General features: G+C 61.3%; 12 protein-coding genes and 1 tRNA gene. 2 read left to right on the top strand and 11 right to left on the bottom strand.

The features are described from left to right. Nucleotides 1–30: 30 nt before the first annotated feature. Nucleotides 31–1,878 carry an ATP-dependent DNA helicase RecQ gene (recQ, locus tag ACT5M9_RS12880; RefSeq protein WP_457982561.1) on the bottom strand — a complete coding sequence of 616 codons (1,848 nt, stop codon included), beginning with the start codon at nt 1,876–1,878 and terminating at the stop codon, nt 31–33. A 132-nt stretch (nt 1,879–2,010) separates the two neighbouring features. On the opposite strand from recQ, the gene ACT5M9_RS12875 reads away from it, so the two are divergent. Continuing rightward, nucleotides 2,011–2,475 carry a thioesterase family protein gene (locus ACT5M9_RS12875; protein ID WP_438551453.1) on the top strand — a complete coding sequence of 155 codons (465 nt, stop codon included), beginning with the start codon at nt 2,011–2,013 and terminating at the stop codon, nt 2,473–2,475. Nucleotides 2,476–2,598: 123 nt separating this feature from the next. Next, nucleotides 2,599–3,126 carry an AbiTii domain-containing protein gene (locus tag ACT5M9_RS12870; RefSeq protein WP_438551452.1) on the top strand — a complete coding sequence of 176 codons (528 nt, stop codon included), beginning with the start codon at nt 2,599–2,601 and terminating at the stop codon, nt 3,124–3,126. A gap of 793 nt (nt 3,127–3,919) precedes the next feature. Here ACT5M9_RS12870 and ACT5M9_RS12865 read toward each other — a convergent pair. From ACT5M9_RS12865 to ACT5M9_RS12820, 10 genes are all read right to left on the bottom strand, one after another. Continuing rightward, nucleotides 3,920–6,895 (bottom strand): hypothetical protein, encoded by a 2,976-nt coding sequence (locus ACT5M9_RS12865; protein WP_457982562.1) that lies wholly within the window; start codon nt 6,893–6,895, stop codon nt 3,920–3,922. A 519-nt stretch (nt 6,896–7,414) separates the two neighbouring features. After that, nucleotides 7,415–7,491, bottom strand: a tRNA-Pro gene (locus tag ACT5M9_RS12860). Nucleotides 7,492–7,637: 146 nt separating this feature from the next. After that, nucleotides 7,638–8,360 carry an MOSC domain-containing protein gene (locus tag ACT5M9_RS12855; protein ID WP_457982564.1) on the bottom strand — a complete coding sequence of 241 codons (723 nt, stop codon included), beginning with the start codon at nt 8,358–8,360 and terminating at the stop codon, nt 7,638–7,640. A gap of 48 nt (nt 8,361–8,408) precedes the next feature. Continuing rightward, entirely contained in the window at nt 8,409–9,251 is an 843-nt protein-coding gene (locus ACT5M9_RS12850; protein WP_438551449.1) for an ABC transporter permease subunit, read from the bottom strand. Between the two features lie 73 nt (nt 9,252–9,324). Further along, entirely contained in the window at nt 9,325–10,230 is a 906-nt protein-coding gene (locus tag ACT5M9_RS12845) for an ABC transporter permease subunit (RefSeq protein ID WP_438551448.1), read from the bottom strand. After that, nucleotides 10,227–11,381: a polyamine ABC transporter ATP-binding protein gene (locus tag ACT5M9_RS12840; RefSeq protein WP_457982565.1), complete on the bottom strand. Its 1,155-nt coding sequence runs from the start codon at nt 11,379–11,381 to the stop codon at nt 10,227–10,229. Before ACT5M9_RS12840 ends, ACT5M9_RS12845 begins: the two co-directional genes overlap by 4 nt. 76 nt (nt 11,382–11,457) lie before the next feature. Continuing rightward, nucleotides 11,458–12,543, bottom strand: coding sequence for a polyamine ABC transporter substrate-binding protein (locus ACT5M9_RS12835; protein WP_438551446.1), 1,086 nt, complete (start codon nt 12,541–12,543; stop codon nt 11,458–11,460). Nucleotides 12,544–12,661: 118 nt separating this feature from the next. Next, nucleotides 12,662–13,759 (bottom strand): extracellular solute-binding protein, encoded by a 1,098-nt coding sequence (locus tag ACT5M9_RS12830; protein WP_457982567.1) that lies wholly within the window; start codon nt 13,757–13,759, stop codon nt 12,662–12,664. Between the two features lie 54 nt (nt 13,760–13,813). Next, nucleotides 13,814–15,175, bottom strand: a complete 1,362-nt coding sequence (locus ACT5M9_RS12825; RefSeq protein WP_457982569.1) for an aspartate aminotransferase family protein — start codon at nt 15,173–15,175, stop codon at nt 13,814–13,816. A gap of 221 nt (nt 15,176–15,396) precedes the next feature. After that, complete coding sequence (locus ACT5M9_RS12820) at nt 15,397–16,728, bottom strand: glutamine synthetase family protein (RefSeq protein WP_438551443.1); 1,332 nt, start codon at nt 16,726–16,728, stop codon at nt 15,397–15,399. Nucleotides 16,729–16,864: the final 136 nt, after the last annotated feature.

Here is a 16,864-nt window from a genome sequence, read left to right as displayed (position 1 = left end):
TAAGGCTGCTCTTCATCCTGAGCGGCTCTGCTATCGGCGGCAATACTCGATGATCAGGTCCATAAAGGCCTCACCGAAGCGCTCCAGCTTGCGGTGGCCGACGCCGTTGACCGCCAGCAGCTCGTCCTCTGTCATGGGCATCAGCTGCGCCATCTCCACCAGAGTGCTGTCGTTGAACACCACATAGGGGGGCACCTCCTCCTCCTCGGCGATCTGCTTGCGCAGGGCGCGCAGCTCCTTGAACAGCCGCTTGTCGTAGTTGGCGCTATCGAGCAGGCTGCTGCGCTTCTCCTTGCGACTGGAGATGGGCTGCAGCCGCGGCACCGCCAGAGTCAGGGGCAGCTCGCCGCGCAGCACCGGGCGGGCGGCCTCGGTCAGCTGCAGCACCAGGTTGCGGGTGATGTTCTGGGTCAGCAGCCCCTTGTGGATCAGCTGGCGGATGACGCTCATCCAGTATTCGTGGCTCTGATCCTTGCCGATGCCGTAGGTCGACAGCTTGTCGTGGCCGTGATCCTTGATACGCTGGTTCAGCGACCCGCGCAGCACCTCCACCACGTAGCCCACCCCAAAGTTTTGCCCCACCCGCCAGACGCAGGAGAGCGCCTTCTGGGCGTCCTCGGTACCGTCATAGCTCTTGGGGGGATCCAGGCAGATGTCGCAGTTGCCGCAGGGCTTGTCGTTGTACTCGCCGAAGTAGTTCAGCAGCACCTGGCGGCGGCAGGTCTGCGCTTCGGCGAAGGCAGCCATCACGTTCAGCTTGTACTGCTCCACCTGCAGCTGCTGGGGGTTTTCGATGTTGTCGAGCAGCCGGCGCACCCGGCCGATGTCGGCGGGGTCGTACAGCAGCAGCGCCTCCGCCGGGGTGCCGTCACGGCCGGCCCGGCCCGTCTCCTGATAGTAGGACTCGATGTTCTTGGGGATGTCGTAGTGCACCACGAAGCGCACGTTCGGCTTGTCGATACCCATGCCGAACGCCACCGTCGCCACCACGATCTCGATATCGTCCTTGAGGAAGGCCTCCTGGGTCTGCTGACGCAGCTCCAGCGGCAGGCCCGCATGGTAGGGCGCCGCCTTGCAGCCGTGGCGGGAGAGACGCTCCGCCACCTCCTCCACCCGGTTGCGGCTGGAGCAGTAGACGATGCCGCAGTTGCCCTTCTGACTCTGCACATAGCGCAGCAGTTGCTCCGCCGCCTTGAACTTCTCCACCAGGCTGTAGCGGATGTTGGGCCGGTCGAAGCTGGCGGTGTGGATAAAGGGATCCTGCAACTCGAGGCGATGCAGCATATCGCTGCGGGTCGCCTCGTCGGCGGTGGCGGTGAGCGCCACCACGGGCACCTGGGGGAACCACTGCTTGAGCCGCCCCAGCGCAGCGTATTCCGGCCGGAAATCGTGGCCCCACTGGGAGACGCAGTGGGCCTCGTCGATGGCGAACAGGCCGAGGGGCAGTTCCGCCAGCCGGTCCATGAATTCGTGTTGCAGCAGCCGCTCGGGGGAGACGTAAACAATTTTAATCTCGCCGCGGCGCATGGCGGCGAAGTTCTGGATCATTTCCTCCCGACTCAGGGCCGAGTTGATATAGACCGCCGCCACCCCGTTGGCACGCAGGCTGTCCACCTGATCCTTCATCAGGGAAATGAGGGGCGAGACCACCACCCCCAGGCCGGGCCGCAGCAGGGCCGGGATCTGGTAGCAGAGAGACTTGCCGCCACCGGTGGGCTTGAGCACCAGGGCATCGCGCCCCGCCACTATCTGCTCGATGATCTCCAGCTGGCCCGGCCGGAATTGCTGGTAGCCGAACACCGCCTGCAACAGGGCGAGCGGCGTCTCTGGCACAGCATCGGATTGGGAGTCGGGCTGAATGTCGGCGATGGCGGTCATGGGCACTCCTTTGGGGTCGCCATTCTAAAGCAGCCGCCGCTCACAATAAACCTGCCATTGCGACTGTTACGGAAGTGTTGCAGACTGGCTGGAGTTTTTACTCGGCTTGCCGCCAGGGATTGGGATCAGGGAATGAAACACATGCTGAAGAAGATGGCGCTCAGTGGCATCGCCAACCTGTTTGCCGAGAGGATGCCGTTCAACAAGCTGATCGGCATGCAGGTGACCCACTACGACTTCGACAAGGTGGAGCTGCGCATCAAGATGGAGGAAAAGCTCATCGGCAACCCCTTCCACAACATCCTGCACGGGGGCGTCACCGCCAGCCTGCTGGACGTGGCGGGAGGCATGATAGTGGCGGCCTCCTGCATCGACGAGCTGGAGGATTTCTCCCCTAGCTACCTCAAGGAGCGCTTCTCCCGCCTCGGCACCATAGATTTGCGGGTCGACTACCTGCGCCCCGGCCGTGGCAACGAGTTCATCGCCACCGCCCACATCATCCGCGCCGGCAGCAAGGTGGCCGTCGCCCGCATGGAGCTGCACAACGAGGAGGGGACTCACATCGCCTTCGGAACCGGTACTTATCTCGTCGGCTAAGGGCTTTATTGCATAAAAACTGCACTTCTAAGCCGATTTTAATCATTAGAATCCCTACCCCCTGCACCGGTTCGAGGTCCATACTGAAAGTCGGGATTGTGTGCAGAGGGAGGATTGCAGACCATGAGCGCGATACTGGCGACCAAACCATCCAGAGCCTTGCTGACACAGATCGAGTGCATGCTCGACGAGGTGCATACTCCCGAGTGTCGTCACTGGTTGGAACAGGAGCTAGAGGGGTATTCTCTGTGTTCACCCCTGCCTTGGTATCGCATCATCGCCTGCCGGCAACGCGGTCACTTCTTGGATCTGAAGACGGGGAAATATTTGACTTGCCATATCGGTAGTCAAACGCTTAGCCAACGCGACCTGGCCCAAGTTCAGTTCATCTATGCCCGTAAACCCGCCGCCCACTATTTACTGCGACATGATTCCGGTATCGAACCCTGGCCAGAACATCTGCTGGAAGCGTATCGAGAGCAGTTGATCCCCGGCCATCTCTGCCTGCAAGCCTGGCATGAGCCCGTGTCTTCGTTGCGCTCACAACTGATGGAGGGTCTCGACCACTTCATCAGCGAGTACCCCAAGCATGCGACTCTGCAGACTCAACGTGGCTTCAAGGCATTGTGCCATCAACACTGGCACATCTGAGCAAGCGCCCAAGGCGCAAGGAGGGCACCATAAAGCAGAACCACAACGAGATTGCCACAACTTAGAGTGCCGGAGTCAGGATCAGACTCCACCCATGGGCCACCGAGCGGTGGCCCTTTTATTGGCCGCAGCCTGTCCGGTATTCGTGGCCTAATCCCCCCAAAAAGTCCTTGTGTCCCACTCCGTCGCGGAGTGGCCAAATACCCGTCTGTGAATAAGCCGCCTGTTGCGCGGTTCTTCCATGCGGGGCAAGAGAGTTGAAGCCGCCCCGGTAGAGAAACCGGCCCCTTGCCCACCCGGCCCCGCCTCTCACCGACCTCGGCCACACAGGCAGCATCTGTGATAACTCGCCGCATCCACCCAATCCCATGCCGTATTCCACACCGCCAATACCGCCATGGGCCCGCTGCGGGATGGACGTGACATTACACCGCCGGCCCCTGACCCCCCAAGAACACCGACCGACACCGCAGTCGCATAGAGCCATGCTGTGCCCTCCAAGACCTGTAGTTCACCGCAGCCTATGACGTGGCCAGTGCCGGATACTGAGCATTCCGATGCAAGGTATCGAGCGGTACCGATACCGCTGTCGCTGGTATGGCCGGCTCGCAGGCCCATCCCCCTGGAATACGTATTGGGATGCCGGGGATGGGTGGATGTCAACGCGAACCTGAGAGCAGGGAAACCACCGCCCTTGTCGGCAAAGACGCGAGTGTCCCCGTCGGCAGGCATTGAACAGAAAAGGGCCCGGCTTATGCCGGGCCCTCTGCTTGCATTCAACTCCCTTGCGTCGTTACGGTCCCGTGCACAGGTAGTTGTTGTTGTACCTATCCAGCGTCGTGGCGAGGTTGTTCGCCTCGGTCACGAATTGGCCCTTCTTCGGATAGTCCCCCGTCCCGGTGAAGTTCACCGCATAGCTCGGCGGGGGCCCGTCAAGGATGGCCTGACCTGCAACCATCGCCGTGACTGCACTCGGGCATTGGCCGGCGCCAGCCTGCACGTTCAACTTGGCCGCGAGCAATTGTGCCGCCATGTTGAACGCCGCATCACTCGACTTCTGCTTGCCGCTCGCGACATCCTGCTTGCTCAGAATGCGTACGGCTTCCTGACAGGTATCCACGAACAACTTGCCGATGTAGACGCCACCACCGGCAAAGGATGCCAGCGTCTGGTCGAGCACGGGTTTCTGCTTGCCGTTGGAGCTGGCGCAGGATGCCCAGTTCCGCCAGTAGCCGATGGTCAACGCGCGGCCACCCGGTGGCGGTCTGTTGTCGATGTTGAACGCGTAGGTCTGGCCCGGATTGACCGAGAAGTCGACGCAGAGAATGCTGTTGTCGACATTCGGGTTGGGGGCCACACCATCCGGCGGCATGAAGGCCGTGGGCACGAAGCTCCCGAGCGTGCTGAGCCACCCCGGCCCGACGATCTCGCACATCTGGTAGGTCTGGCCCGGGACGAGCAGCGTCGTGAACACGACAGTACCACCATTGCCGGCAGTGGCCGACTTGGTCTCCAGGATCTGGCCGTTGGCCACTGTGGTGGCCCCCTGCCGCAGCTGGAAGTTGAAGGTGTAACTGCCCAGATCGGCGCTACCGCTCAGGGTCTTGAGGACCTGTGCCTTGCCGCGTTCGCGGTTCAGGAAGGAGCAGGAGAAGGTTTTGCCAAGATCCTCCGGATAGTCGACCACGAAGTCACAGACCTTGTTCTTCGGATCCGAATCCGGATCCGCCGAGATGAGGTCCCAACCCGTCTTGGTCGTTTCCACGACTGTGTAGGTCCCTTCGGCCAGTAGCAGCAGATCGCCGCCCCCATCCTGGAACTTGCCATAGCCGGCACCCGCACCCACGACTTGCGTGCTCAGCAAGCCGCCACCCGGACCGTACAGCCCGAAACTCCAGTTGTAATCGGCGTCAGAGCTCTCCAGTGCGGGCTCCGTCGTCTTCTGCACCTGTGCCTTGGCATAGCCGGCAGCAGGCTCGTTCTGGAAGTCGATGGTTGCCGCACAACGGGTGGCAATCCCGTCCACCAGCCTCAGGTCCACCGGCCTGGGGTTCGGATACAAGGCGGGATCACGCAGGTCGACCAGGTTGACTGGCTCCCCTGTGCTGCTGCCGGCGGCGAAGAAGGTGTTGCCCTGCTCTTCGACGTAATAAAGGTCGGGAACCAGGCCCCAGGCCGTGACGGACTGCGCTACCGCGCCGCCCCCGGTGAAGGTGATGACCTTGGTCTTGCTGAAGCTCGGGTCACTCGCGCGGGTGATGTGGAAGGTCACCTCGAGTTTCTCGCCCGTATCCAAGAAGTTCGGAATGCTCTTCTGGATCGTCAGCTTGGCCTTGACCGAGGAAGCGATCGGGATCTGCAGCTCGTTGGTGCTGGCCTTGAATCCATCTGACGCGGACAGCGTGGCCGTATCCCGCAACACGCCAGTGGTGACGCGTTTCGGATTATCCAGATACACCACCTTGTCGAAGGTAATGGAGCCCCCGTCCGTCTGACCCAGCGTCTCCCAGCCTACCTCGCCGGCCGTCTGCGTATCCGCGACATAACCAGCCAGGAAGCTGCCAAACGACGGCGCCTTGACGGCATACTTCAGGCCCTCACCATCGATATCCTCCAGATCCTTGACCGCCGTCGAGGCATTGGTGATGGCCCCCTGCTGGATCTGTGCGTTAGCGGTAGCCGTGGTCGTACCGGGAACAGGAATGCCGGTGGCTTTATCCGTATAGGTCCCTGATACCTCGTTGTGCAGCCAGTCACCGACCTTGCCCGCCGTCGCCGCGTCGAATTCGGCCGTGAATTCGGCGACCATGCCGTTGAAGCCGGCGGCGAGATCGAATGGCCCCTCCGTGTAGGTGTCGAGCAGGGTGCCAGCGTTGGTTGACCCCTTGTAGAGCTTGTCTGTCAGCTCGACGGTGATAGTACGCGCCGCCGGGTTCTTCGCGTTCAGCACTATGTTGACCGCAACCTTGCCGCCGATGACCTCCGCCTTGGTCCAGGTGACGGTGATCTGCACGGGGAGGGACGCAGGCGCGTCACTGCGGCAGACGTTGCCGAAGTCCAGAGTATCTTCGGTCCCCTTGGAAATGTTCCAGGTCTGCTCGGCCCCTTGATGAGCCGTCATCGTCTTGGAGATCTCCTGTGGCTCGATCTCCTTCACCGGGATGGAGACGTCCCGCGCGCCGGATCCAGCGGTGCTGAGATCTTCATTCAACAGGTTGGCGTGCAGGGATGACCCCGGGTACAGATGCGACCCCAGGGCCAGCCGACCGTAGTAGTCGTACACGCAGGTCGTGTTCTTCAACTGCGTGACCGTGATGCTGCGGTAGATAGACACATCCGTGCCGCCGACCCCAGGCGAGAGCGTGGTCTGTGCCGAAAAGCTCGCAGAACAGGACGCACTGGACTTCGCCACGTTCAACACCGGGGCTGAGATGAGGTCGTAGCCCGGCTTGCCGGCATCTTCGCGATCCAGCGTCAGGGCCTGGGTATAGGTCTGGGTAGCCGGGGCGGCCTGGCCCGCCTCGAAGGTGATCCTGTATGGCACCAGGTCCAATTCATTCCAGGTCTTGCCGAGGTTGCCCGTCGTGTAGTCCGTGTCGGGGCAGATATAGGGCCCGCCGTCCGGGAAGGTGAACCCCGCGACCTTGCGACAACCCTCCAGGGTCTTCTGTATGTTGTTGGGATCGGCGGCCTGCGCCGATGTCATGCCGAGCAACCCCAGCGTTAGCAGGGCCCCCAGCACTCTTATCCATCGCTGACTGACTAACATGTCGATGCCTCCTCTGACGTTCATCCTTGTGTGGCCAGGTGGCGCCGATCGACGCGGGCACCTGCGACCGCCGGTCATCATGACGAGACCGATGGAGCAAGCCCTGTGCCAGCAGACATGACTTGTAAAAACAAGGAGTTAGGAAGAGGCCACGCCAGGAGTGTCACAGTCATGAGACAGGTGCCTGCGAAGATGAACCTCAAGTCATTGATAACGGGGCAGATCGAGCCAGACGCACACTGTTTCGCGCCTGATACAGATCGGGGTGTCTGAGGCGGGCCCTTCGAACAGGTTCGGGTGCATGTCACTCGCCGAGTGATCGAACCGCAGCGCCAGGCAGACTCGTCATGGTCTGAAGGGGTCATCGATGGAGATATTCCGTCGACGAAATAAGGGAAGGATAGGAACTGACGAAGGTTTCGGGACATGAAGGAGAATGCAGAAAAGGCGCCCCCATGCTCTCGGCACGGGAGCCCTCCAGACGCGAAAAGGCCGCTCATTGAGCGGCCTTTTCTAATGTGGTCGGTGTGAGAGGATTCGAACCTCCGACCCCTTCGTCCCGAACGAAGTGCGCTACCAAGCTGCGCTACACACCGATGTCTGCGGGGCGAGAATTTACCGAAAGCCCCGACATGACACAAGCCTTTTTTGCTGTTCAGCGGAAAAAAATGGCTTTACGCTCAACAATTCAGCGATTTGCGCAAAGTTTGGCAAGGTGCGGCCCCCCTCCTCCACACCCAGGCTATTGCGGCGGCAACTGAAACTCAGCAGGCCCCAGCAAGCGACGCCGCCAGTCGGCCACCACCCCGTGCTCCAGCCAATGGGCCGCATGCTGGCGCCAGTTCGGCGAGAGGGCCGGGTTGTCCAGCATCAGTTGCAGATCCGCTTCGTTGCGCACCTGGTTGAACAGGATGTCGGCGGCCCGTTTCACCGTCAGCTCGGGGTAGGGTCTGTCCGCCAGCTGCAGCTCCGCATCCGGCGCCACTTCCCCCTCCTCCAGTACCCGCAGCAGCCAGCCGCAGCGGCCGCTCACCTGCATCACCTGGGAGAAGTGGGGATAGCCGAAGCGCTGATTCAGCTTGAAGCAGGGGGATCTCGGCTGGCTTATCTGCACCAGGGCCTCCCCGAGGCGATAGACGTCGCCGATGCAGGCGTCGGCTTCCGTCAGCCCAAGGCCGGAGAGGTTCTCGCCGAAGGCGGCCGGTTGCCAGGGCGTGCGCGGGGCCGGCAGGCCCATGGCGGTTTGCCAGGTCTGCCACCAGGGATAGTGATCGGCGGGGTAGTAATGGAGCGCCCGCTCCGGGCCGCCATGGTGGCGCCGATCGCTCTGCTCATCCCCGGCCAGGCCGAGGAAGCCGCACCACTGGGGGCTGTCGACGACTTGCTTGTGGATGGCACTGATCAGGCCGGGAGCCTGCTCGGGATTCAATTCGGCGCCCAGGCCGATAAAGAGGGAGATCCGCATTCTATCCTCCTGATGGATGGGAGAATGCGGATCTTATCATGGGCTGGGTCAGGCGACTGCCTGCATCTGGGTGGTCATGGCGATCTCGGCGCGGCGGCGTTTCTCCGCCTTGGCCATCAGATACCAGCTGCCGAAGGTGAACAGGGATACCGACAACAGGATCAGGCTGGCCACCGCGTTGATCTCGGGTTTCACGCCGAGGCGCACCGCCGAGAACACCTCCATCGGCAGGGTGGTGGAGCCAGGACCGGAGACGAAGCTCGCCAGCACCAGATCATCCAGGGAGAGGGCGAACGACATCATGCCCCCTGCTGCCAACGAGGGCGCAATCATAGGGATGGTGATCAGGAAGAACACCTTCCAGGGCTTGGCCCCGAGATCCATGGCCGCCTCCTCGATGGAGAGATCCAGCTCCCGCAACCGCGCCGACACCACGATCGCCACATAGGCGGTACAGAAGGTGGTGTGGGCGATCCAGATGGTCACCATGCCCCGTTCCGCCGGCCAACCCACCAACTGAGCCATGGCCACGAACAGCAGCAGCAGGGAGAGACCGGTGATCACCTCCGGCATGACCAGGGGCGCCGTCACCAGGCCACCGAACAGGGTGCGGCCGCGGAAGTGCGGGATCCGGGTCAGCACGAAGGCCGCCACCGTCCCCAGCGCCACCGCCGCGATGGCGGTGTAGAAGGCGATCTCGAGGGATCGCAGCACGGATCCTATCAGCTGCTTGTTGTCGAGCAGACCGAAGTACCACTTCAGGGACCAGCCACCCCAAACCGTCACCAGCTTGGAGGCGTTGAAGGAGTAGATCACCATGATGACCATGGGCAGGTAGATGAACAGCAGCCCCAGCCACAGCATCAGGGTAGAAAAACTGAAACGCTTCATACCTTGCCCTCCAGTTCTTTCGCCTGGTTGCGGTTGAACAGGGATGACAGGGGGACTATCAGCAGTACCTTCTTCATACCTTGCCCTCTAATTCTTTCGCCTGGTTGCGGTTGAACAGAATGATCGGGACTATCAAGACCGCCAGCATCACCACCGCCAGAGCGGACGCCACCGGCCAGTCGCGGTTGTTGAAGAACTCCTGCCACAGCACCTTGCCGATCATCAGGGTCTCGGGGCCGCCGAGCAGTTCCGGGATCACGAACTCACCGACCACGGGGATGAACACCAGCATGCAGCCGGCGATGATGCCGTTCTTGGAGAGCGGTACCGTGATCTGCCAGAACCGGGTCAGGTTGCGGGCGCCGAGGTCGGAGGCCGCCTCCAGCAGGCTCTGGTCGTGCTTCACCAGGTTGGCGTAGAGCGGCAGCACCATGAACGGCAGGTAGGAGTAGACGATGCCGATATAGACCGCCAGATTGGTATTGAGGATGGTCAGCGGCTCGTTGATGAGGCCTATGCCCATCAGCAGGCTGTTGAGCAGCCCGTTGTTGCTGAGGATCCCCATCCAGGCGTAAACCCGGATCAGGATGGCCGTCCAGGTCGGCATCATGATGAGCAACAGCAGGACGGTCTGGGTCTCCTTCTTCGCCCGGGCGATGGAGTAGGCCATGGGATAACCGATCAGCAGGCATAGGATGGTGCTGACGAAGGCCATCTTGAGTGAGCCCAGGTAGGCGGCCAGATAGAGCTCATCCTCCTGCAGCAGCAGGTAGTTGCCCATGTGCAGCAGGATGGTGAGCTGATCGTCCGCCCAGCTCACCACGTCCGTGTAGGGCGGGATGGCCACGTCCGCTTCCGCGAAGCTGATCTTCACGACGATGATGAAGGGCAGCAGGAAGAAGAGGAACAGCCAGAAGAAGGGGATGCCGATCACCAGCTGGCGTCCGCCCAGTTTCTTCAGTCTTCGCAATGACTTCATGATTGCAGCACCACGCCGCTGTCATCTTCCCAATAGAGGAACACCTGGTCATCCCAGGTCGGCCGCTTGCCGTGGCGTTCGGCGTTGGCGATGAAGGCCTGCACGATTTTGCCCGAAGGCAGCTGGATGTGATAAACGGAGTGACCGCCCAGATAGGCGATGTCGTAGACCTGCCCCTTGGTCCAGTTGAAGTCCGGGTGCTCGATCTCCACCGGCTTTTGCAGGCTCATCAGCAGCTTCTCGGGCCGCAGGGCATAGGTCACCTTCTTGTTCTCGGCACGAGAGCTGATGCCGTGGCCCACGTAAATGGGCTGCTCCAGATCCTCGCAGGCGATGGTGGCATGGTCCTGCTCATCCTCCACCAGCAGGCCATCAAACAGGTTGACGTTGCCGATGAACTCGCACACCAGCCGGCTGGCCGGGGTCTCGTAGATGTCCATGGGGCTGCCGATCTGCTCGATGCAACCGAGGTGCATGATGGCGATCCGCTCGGCCATGGTCATGGCCTCTTCCTGATCGTGGGTCACCATGACGCAGGTCACGCCGACCCGCTCGATGATCTCCACCAGCTCGAGCTGCATCTGGGAGCGCAGTTTCTTGTCCAGGGCCCCCATGGGTTCGTCCAGCAGCAGCAGCTTGGGGCGCTTGGCCAGGGAGCGTGCCAGTGCCACCCGCTGGCGCTGGCCGCCGGAGAGCTGGTGCGGCTTGCGGCGGGCATACTGGGTCATCTGCACCAGCTTGAGCATCTCCTCCACCCTGGCATCGATCTCGGCCTTGGGCAGGCCATCCTGCTTGAGGCCGAAGGCGATGTTCTGCGCCACCGTCATGTGGGGGAACAGGGCATAGGACTGGAACATCATGTTGATCGGACGCTCATAGGGCGGCATGTCGGTAATGTCGACCCCGTCCAGGAACAGGCGCCCCTCGGTGGGGCGCTCGAACCCAGCCAGCATCCGCAGCAAGGTGGACTTGCCGGAACCGGACCCTCCCAGCAAGGCGAAGATCTCCCCCTTGTGGATGTTGAGAGACACGTTGTCGACCGCCAGCGTTTCGTCGAACTGCTTGCTTACCCTGTCTATTTTGACCAGCACTTCTTTACGCTGCTGGCTGCCCTCGAGGGCTTTCTTGTAGGCACTGGAGGCTATCGCCATCACCAAACTCCCAAACGTGATACCGGCCGGGGCCGATCCATCAATACAATCTGGCGCCCCGGGATGGGCGCCAAGGTTAGGTTCCGGACTTGATCTTGGTCCAACTCCGGGTGATCAGGCGCTGCACCGAACGGGGATGGGCTTCCTGCACATACAACCGTTCCAGCACCGCCTGGGGGGGATAGACTGACTCATCATCACGCACCTGCTTGTCCATATACTCGCCCGCCTTGGTATTGGGGTTCGCATATCCCACGTAGTCGCTCACCTTGGCGATCACCTGGGGGTCGAGTATGTAGTTGATCAGGGCATGGGCCTCTTTGACATTGGTGGCGTCCGAGGGGATCGCCATCATGTCGAACCAGAGATTGCCACCCTCTTTCGGAATGCTGTAGGCGATGTCGATCCCCTTGCCAGCCTCCTTGGCCCGGGCCGCCGCCTGCAAGATGTCACCGGAGAAGCCCGCGGCCACGCAGATGTCGCCGTTGGCGAGATCGCCGATGTACTTGGAGGAGTGGAAGTAGGCCACATAGGGGCGCACCTTGAGCAGCTGCGCCTCGGCCCGCTTGATGTCCGCCGGCTCGTGGCTGTTGGGGTTGAGCCCCAGGTAGTTCAGCGCCGCCGGGATCATCTCGTCCGCCGAGTCGAGGAAGGCAACCCCGCAACTGGAGAGCTTCTTCATGTTTTCCGGCTCGAAGATGGTCGCCCAGGAGTCGATCTTGTCGACCCCCAGCACGGCTTTCACCTTCTCGACGTTGTAGCCGATGCCGTTGGTGCCCCACAGGTAGGGCACGGCGTACTGGTGACCCGGATCCACCTTGTCGAGCTGCTTGAGCAGCAAGGGATCCAGATTGACCATGTTGGGCAGCAGGGCGGGATCCAGCTTCTGGAAGGCCCCCGCCTTGATCTGCTTGGCCAGGAAATTATTGGAGGGCACGACCAGATCGTAACCGGTACGGCCGGTCAGCAGCTTGCCTTCCAGCGTCTCGTTGGAGTCAAACACGTCGTAGACGGTCTTGATCCCGGTTTTCTGCTGGAAGTCGCTGAGGGTGGTCTCGCCGATATAGTCGGACCAGTTGTAAAAATGGACCACAGGGGCTGCCTGGGCCAGATTTGCAAACCCCAGGGTCAGGGCCAGCGTCGCTATCTTGGTCGTGTGCACTTGTTCAGTCCTCTCGGTGTGTGATTTATCCGTCGCGCATCCTTACGCGCCGTCCATCCTAATCGGGTGGCTCACAGCCCTCCCGGCCGAACTGCGGACCGGGAGGGGTATTCGTCACTTACTTACCCGATTTGATCTTGGTCCAGCTGCGGGTCATCAGGCGCTGTACCTTGGCCGGCAGCGCCGGGAAGGTGTAGATCTTCGCCAGGGTTTCACCGGACGGGTAAACCCCCGGGTCAGAGCTGATGGCCTTGTCGACCAGCTGGGTCGATGCGCTATTGCCATTGGGTGCATGAATCTGGTTGGTGATGTTGGCGATCACCTCAGGCTTCATGAGGTAGTTCAGGAACACATGGGCCTCTTCCACGTTCTTCGCATCCGCCGGAATGGCCAGCATGTCGAAGAAGCTGCCTGCCCCCTCTTTCGGGATCACATAGGTCAGATTGACGCCGTTCTTGGCCTCGATCGCCCGGGCCTTGGACTGTTGCAGGTCCATGGAGTACCCGACGGCCACGCAGATGTTGCCGTTGGCCAGATCCGAAATGTACTTGGAGGAGTGGAAATAGGCGGTATAGGGACGGATGGAGAGGAACAGCTCCTCAGCCTTCTTCAGCTCGTCCGGCTTCTGGCTGTTCGGATCGAAGCCCAGATATTTCAGGGCGGCCGGCAGCATTTCGGTCGGTGAGTCGAGGAAGGAGACACCGCACTCCTTCAACTTGGCCATGTTTTCCGGCTTGAACACCAGATCCCAGGAGTCCAGCGGCGCGTCCGTCCCCAACACCGCCTTTACCTTGTCGATGTTGTAGGCGTAGCCGATGGTGCCCCACAGATAAGGCGCCGAGTACTGGTTACCCGGATCGCTCGGCTCGAGAGCCTTCAGCAAGGCAGTATCCAGGTTTTTCCAGTTGGAGATTTTGGACTTGTCCAGCTTCTGGAAGACGCCCGCCTGGATCTGCTTGGCCAGGAAGGAGTTCGACGGCACCACGATGTCATAGCCCGAGCTACCTGCCAGCAACTTGGCTTCCAGCACCTCGTTGCTGTCAAACACGTCATAGACCACCTTGATGCCCGTCTCTTTCTGGAAATCTTCCAGGGTGTTCGGCGCGATGTAATCGCTCCAGTTATAGACGTGCAGCACCTTGTCCTCGGCCATCGCCCCGGAACTCATCATGACCAGCGCCACGGAAGCAGCCATCATTCCCTTTTTAAAAGACATAGTCCTTGTCTCCTAAGCAAATTGTATGCGTAAGCCAATCTGCCCGGTTGCAGCCTATTCCCGCAGCTTTGCCGCTGTCAGATCCAGACTGATCCTGGCCAGTTTGACCAATTCATCCACCTGTTCCTCGGTGATCACCAAGGGGGGCGATATGATCATGGTATCGCCGACCGCCCTCATCACCAAGCCATTGTTAAAGCAGAACTCCCGACAGGTCATCCCGGCTTGAAGCTCGGCCGGGAAGCGACGGTTCGTCTGTTTGTCCTGCACTATTTCCAACGCGGCGACCAGACCCTTGCCCCGGGTTTCACCCACCAGCGGGTGATCGGCCAGCTCGCTCCAGCGGCGCTGCAAATAGGGGCCGATGTTATCATGAACGCGCTTAACTATGCTCTCACTTTGCATAAGCTGGATGTTGGCGATGGCCACGGCGCAAGCCACGGGATGGCCGGAGTAGGTGAAGCCGTGATTGAACTCTCCCCCCTCTTCCACCAGCACCCTGGCGACCCTGTCCCCCACCATCACGGCCCCCATCGGCAGGTAGCCGGAGGTGATGCCCTTGGCCAGGCACATGAGATCCGGCTTGATGCCGAAACCTTCGCTCGCAAACCAGTGGCCGGTGCGCCCGAAGCCGCAGATCACCTCGTCGGCGATGAGCAGGATGCCGTACTTGTCGCAGATGCGCTGGATCTCGGGCCAGTAGCTGGCAGGAGGGATGATGACGCCGCCGGCGCCCTGGATGGGTTCGCCGATGAAGGCGGCCACCTTGTCCACCCCCAGCTCCAGAATTTTCTGTTCGAGTTGACCGGCGCGCTCCAGCCCGAACTCATGGGCACTCATCCCCTGCCCCTCACCGAAGTGATAGGGCTGATCGATGTGGACTATGCCCGGGATGGGCAGGCCGCCCTGGGCGTGCATGCCCTTCATGCCGCCGAGGCTGGCGCCAGCCACGGTGGAACCGTGGTAGGCGTTGTGGCGGCTGATGATCACCTGCTTGTCCGGTTGCCCCTTGCTGGCCCAGTAGTGGCGCACCATGCGCAGCACCGTGTCGTTGCACTCGGAGCCCGAGCCGGTGAAGAAGACGTGGTTGAGGTGGGCCGGGGCCACCTCCGCCAGCAAGGTCGCGAGCTCGGCAGCGGGCGGGTGGCTGGTCTGGAAGAAGAGGTTGTAGTAAGGCAGTTGCTGCATCTGCCGGGTGGCGGCATCCACCAGCTCCTGGCGGCCGTAGCCCATGTTGACGCACCACAGGCCCGCCATTCCGTCCAGGATGCGCTTGCCGTCGGAATCTTCCAGATAGACGCCCTCGGCCTTGGTGATGATGCGGCTGCCCTTCTTGTTCAAGGCCTTAAAATCGGTAAAGGGGTGCAGATGGTGGCTGGCATCCAGTTGTTGCCACTCACGGGTACTGTGCTGCATTGCTTGCTCCTCGGTTCCTTCGATTTAAGCGATGTTCTTTATGAATCAATGAGGTGATCAGCAAGGCACGGGCGAACTGCTGCACTGGCTGCACCTCGGTTCCATCATTCTGAAGCGAAATATTGTTGTGCTGCCGTGACGGGGTGAGCCCTGCCACGACGACAGCCTCGGCGGCTGCTTGTTGACGAGGGAAGCCGGCGCCGGCTTCCCTCGAAGCAGGGTCACACGTTCAGCAGCAGGAATTCCCGTTCCCAGCGGCTGATCACCCCGAAGTAGGTCTCGTACTCCTTGCGCTTGACCGCGACGAAGGCGCGGATGAAACGCTCGCCAAGCATGTCCTTGATGGGCTCACACTGCTCCAGATGGCTCAGCGACTCCTCCAGTGAACGGGGCAGGCTGTAGGGCAGGTCATAGGCGCTCGCCTTCATCTCCTGCATGGGCTCCAGCTTCTCCAGCATGCCGAGGTAGCCGCAGGCCAGGGTCGCCGCCAGGGCCAGATAGGGGTTGGCGTCGGCGCCGGCGAAGCGGTTCTCCACCCGCCGTGCGCTCGGATCAGAGAAGGGTACCCGCAGGCCGCAGGTCCGGTTCTCTACCCCCCACTGCACGTTGCGCGGCGCGCTCTCGCCGAAGGTGAGGCGGCGGTAGGAGTTGACGTTTGGCGCCAGCAGCGCGGTCACCGCCGGGGTGTACTTCTGCAGACCGGCGATGAAGTGCATGAATAGGGCGGAGTTGCCCCCCTCACTGGTACCAAACAGGTTGTGACCGTCCATGTCCTCCAGGCTCTGGTGGATGTGCATGGCGGAGCCCGGCTCGTCGCTCATGGGCTTGGCCATGAAGGTGGCATAGATGCCGTGGCGATGGGCCGCTTCCCGCATGGTGCGCTTGAACAGGAACACCTGGTCCGCCAGATCGATGGCGTCGCCGTGCAGGAAGTTGATCTCCATCTGGGCGGCACCGGACTCGTGGATCAGGGTGTCCACCTCCAGCTCCTGGGCCTCGCAGTAGTCGTACATGTCCTCGAAGATGGGATCGAACTCGTTGACCGCATCGATGCTGAAGGACTGGCGCGCCGTCTCGGGGCGGCCGTTGCGCCCCACCGGCGGCACCAGGGGGTAGTCGGGGTCTTCGTTGCGCTTGACCAGATAGAATTCGAGCTCTGGCGCCACCACCGGCTTCCAGCCCTGCTTCTCGTAAAATGACAGGACCCGGCGCAGCACGGAGCGCGGTGCTATGTCGATGAGCTTGCCATTGATGTCGAAACAGTCGTGGATCACCTGAGCGGTCGGCTCGAGGGCCCAGGGCACGAAACGAATGGTGTTGGGATCGGGGTAGAGCTGCATGTCCCGCTCCAGCGGGTCTATCATGCTGTCGTCATCCGGATACTCGCCGGTCACCGTCTGGGTGAAGATGACCTCGGGTAGCCGCATACCCCCTTCGCGCAGGAATTTGTTGGCTGGGATGATCTTGCCTCGGGCATTGCCGGTGAAATCCGGAAACAAACACTCCACCTCAGTGATGCGATTGCTCTCCATCCAGCCCTTGATACTGTCCATGTTAAACCCCGACTCTACGGTTGCCATTGGCAAGGGTGTCTAATATAAGGAACACCCTTGTTAAGAAAATGTAATCAGCACCACCATAAAAGCCCGCGACAACGCCCCTTGTCAAGCGGTGGTGTTTAAAAAACTA

The sequence above is a fragment of the Aeromonas sp. AE23HZ002T15 genome, from assembly GCF_054165525.2.
Note: the sequence above shows the minus strand (reverse complement) of the source record. Positions and strands in the feature narration are given on the sequence as shown.